Below are 2,774 nucleotides of genomic sequence, written 5' to 3'. Positions count from 1 at the left end.
GGGGTCGCCGAGCGGATCCGCGCCCTCCCACAGGGGTGGCCGCGCCGGACCGTGCGGGACCCGGAGCGCCTCGCGCAGGGCGTCGCGGTAGGTCGTGCGCCCGCCCGGCGGGGGCCCGAGCACCTCGTCGGCGTCGTCCCTGGCGACGACGGCCTCGCAGCGCAGAGACTCCACGAGCGGCTTGGCCAGGCCGGTCTCGAGGGGTGTGACCAGTCCCAGCCAGTGGGAGGACAGCTTGGGGGTGAGCACCGGTACGGGGACCATGACCCGGCGCCGCAGTCCGGCCTCCTCGGCGTAGACCTGCATCATCTCGCCATAGGTGAGCAAGTCCGGCGCGCCCACGTCGATGGCCCGGCCGTGGGCCAGCTCGCCGCACAGGGGGACCGTGGTGGCCGCGGAGAGGTAGTGCAGGACGTCGCGGATCGCGATGGGCTGGATGTGGTTGCTCACCCACTTGGGCGTGACCATGGCCGGGAGCCGGGTGGTCAGGTGCCGGATCATCTCGAATGACGCCGAGCCGGAGCCGATTACCACCCCGGCCTGGATCACGAGCGCGGGCACGGTTGACTCGAGCATGATCCGGGCGACCTCGGCGCGGGACCGCAAATGGGGGGAGAGCTCCTCCTCGCCCTCCGGATGGAGGCCAGACAGGTGGACGATGCGCTCGACACCCGCCTCCTCGACGGCGCGGACGAACTGCTCGGTGGTCTCGCGCTCCTCCCGTTCGAAGTCCCTGGAGCCACCCATCGAGTGCACGAGGTGGCAGGCCACGTCGGTCTCGCGGAGGGCGGCGAGGAGAGCGTCGGCATCGCCCAGGCCACCCTCGTGGATGGTCACCTCGTCTCTCCACGGCACGTCGTCGAGTCTGGCGGGGGTGCGCGCGAGCACCGAGACCTCGGCACCGTCCGTGATGAGCCGGGGTACCAGCCGCGATCCGATGTATCCGGTCGCGCCGATCACGAGCACCCGCCGGCCGTGCTGCGCTCCGGAAGACAGCCCGGCCAGGTCCTGGGAGGAGGTCATGGCTCCGACCATGCCACCGTCACCGTCCCGCCGCACCCGCACCGCGATCAGCCTTACGACCTGTCCGGGTGTGTCGGCGCGGGCGCGATCGGCGGGTAATCCGGATACTGGGGTGAGACACGCATTCACGGACCGCGGCCACGGGAGGAGAACACATGGCGATTCGCGCGGCTCGACCCCGGCAGCTCTCGCGATCGCTGGACTTCTCCGGCGTGCGCATCGAGACGGCCCGCTCGCGATCGGACCGGGCCATCACCACCTTCTGGCGCTGGTGGTCCGCCGACGGCAGGCGCCGGGCCACCGCGGCGATCGACTCCGGCGTCACCGGGCGGGTGGTCGCGGAGCTCAGTTCGCTCATCGAGGCCATCGATCCCGGCCTGTCGTGGGAGTTCGTCCCGGGCTGCGAGGAGGTGCCCCACCGGCTGACCGTCACCGCGGCCGGAGTGCCCGAGCTGCGGGGCGCCGCGCGCCGGTGGTTGGCCGCCGCGCCGCGGGCCGACGAGACGTGGTCGTTCGCCGACCTGCGTGAGCCGGTCCGGGGCTGCGCGATGTACTTCCGCGATCACCGGCTGGGGTTCGATGACGCCGAGGTCGTGGTGGACCTGGGGCTGTCCCGGGCCGACGTCACCGTCCACCACCCGGCGTTCACCGCGCTGACCGGGGCCGACTCGTCGATCGCCGCCTACCTCCTGCTGGACGCCCTGTGCGGCGAGGAGCAGGTCGAGACGTGGGTCGGGCTCATCAGGGCCAATGCCACCGCGCCTGGCGTCGACGCGGTGCCGCTCGCCGACCTGCCCCGGATCCTGCGTGAGCTCGCCGCGGACAACACCGACGAGCTGGGCGACCCGGCGTGGCAGATCCTCCACGGGGACACCGACCGGGGCCCGCTCGTGGCCGTGGTCCGCGTCCCGCTGGTCGCCCTGTCGGCGCCGGAATTCGACCGCCACGTCGCCGTCGACGTGCCGTACACGGACGTCGAGGACGGGGGCCTGCCCGGCTCTCGCTCGCTGCCCGGCCTGCGGGATCTCGAGGACCACCTCGTCGAGCGCCTCGAGGGCGACGGCGAGTGCGTCGGGGCGGAGAGCTGCGACGGGCGCCGTCTGCTGCACTTCTACGTCGATTCCACGACCCCCGCCCACGAGCAGCTGCGGGTGGCGGCGTCCGGTTGGGATCAGGGCGAGGTGACGGTGACCGTCACGGACGATCCGGGCTGGCGGAAGGTGCAGCACCTGCGGGTGTGAGCTCGCCCGGCACGGTGAGGGGGCCGACGAACGCCTCCTCGCCTGGCCCGGCCACCACCGAGACGCGGCGGGACTCACCCGCGCGCGGCTCGATCGAGATCCACCCGTCGATCCGCCCGTCCAGGACGAGGTCCGGCGGGGCCGCGGTGTCCGCGTGCCGCTCGCCCCGCAGGTCCCAGTCGGCGTCGACGCGGACGACGGTGGGCGGGGTGACGTCCGGCCCGCCCGGCCCGGCGAGGGCGTCGATGCGCCCCTCGGTCAACGGGCCGTCGACATCCCACATCACGGCGTCGACCGGGGCTCCCGCGTCGGAGGCGTCGGGGTCGACGATCCGGTAGCGGGACTCGTCGCCGATCGCGGTCAGGGGCCGCCACCGGTCGGGGACGTCGGTGACCACCGCGACCCGGTACCCGGCCGCGACCGCGCGGAACGCGACCTGTCGACAGACCGCGGGTCGCGCGGCGAGCAGGACCGACCGCAGGTGCGGGCCGGCCAGCTGGACCGCCGCCG

Annotated in this window: 2 protein-coding genes and 1 pseudogene; 1 reads left to right on the top strand and 2 read right to left on the bottom strand. The window is 73.6% G+C overall.

Going from position 1 to position 2,774, the window contains the following annotated elements; all coding sequences use genetic code 11:
- Positions 1-1,023, bottom strand: a 1,023-nt coding sequence (locus HMPREF3086_RS15970) for an NAD(P)H-binding protein (protein ID WP_070722899.1), incomplete at its 3' end; no start/stop codon positions are given.
- A gap of 155 nt (positions 1,024-1,178) precedes the next feature.
- Here HMPREF3086_RS15970 and HMPREF3086_RS15965 point away from each other — a divergent pair.
- On the top strand, positions 1,179-2,264 hold the full coding sequence (locus tag HMPREF3086_RS15965) for a DUF695 domain-containing protein (RefSeq protein WP_061228306.1): 1,086 nt from the start codon (positions 1,179-1,181) through the stop codon (positions 2,262-2,264).
- Here the strand turns inward: HMPREF3086_RS15965 and HMPREF3086_RS15960 are convergent.
- Positions 2,218-2,774, bottom strand: a pseudogene (locus HMPREF3086_RS15960) (hypothetical protein); the annotation flags it as partial. The gene HMPREF3086_RS15965 and the pseudogene HMPREF3086_RS15960 overlap by 47 nt on opposite strands.

The organism is Dietzia sp. HMSC21D01, assembly GCF_001815995.1.
Lineage (GTDB): Bacteria > Actinomycetota > Actinomycetes > Mycobacteriales > Mycobacteriaceae > Dietzia > Dietzia cinnamea.
The sequence above is the reverse complement of the archived record's forward strand: the minus strand, read 5'-3'. Positions and strand labels throughout refer to the sequence as shown.

What these genes read in the sequence shown, in the direction of transcription:
- HMPREF3086_RS15965 (WP_061228306.1), top strand. Translation starts at nt 1,179, where the DNA reads ATGGCGATTCGCGCGGCTCGACCCCGGCAGCTCTCGCGATCGCTGGAC.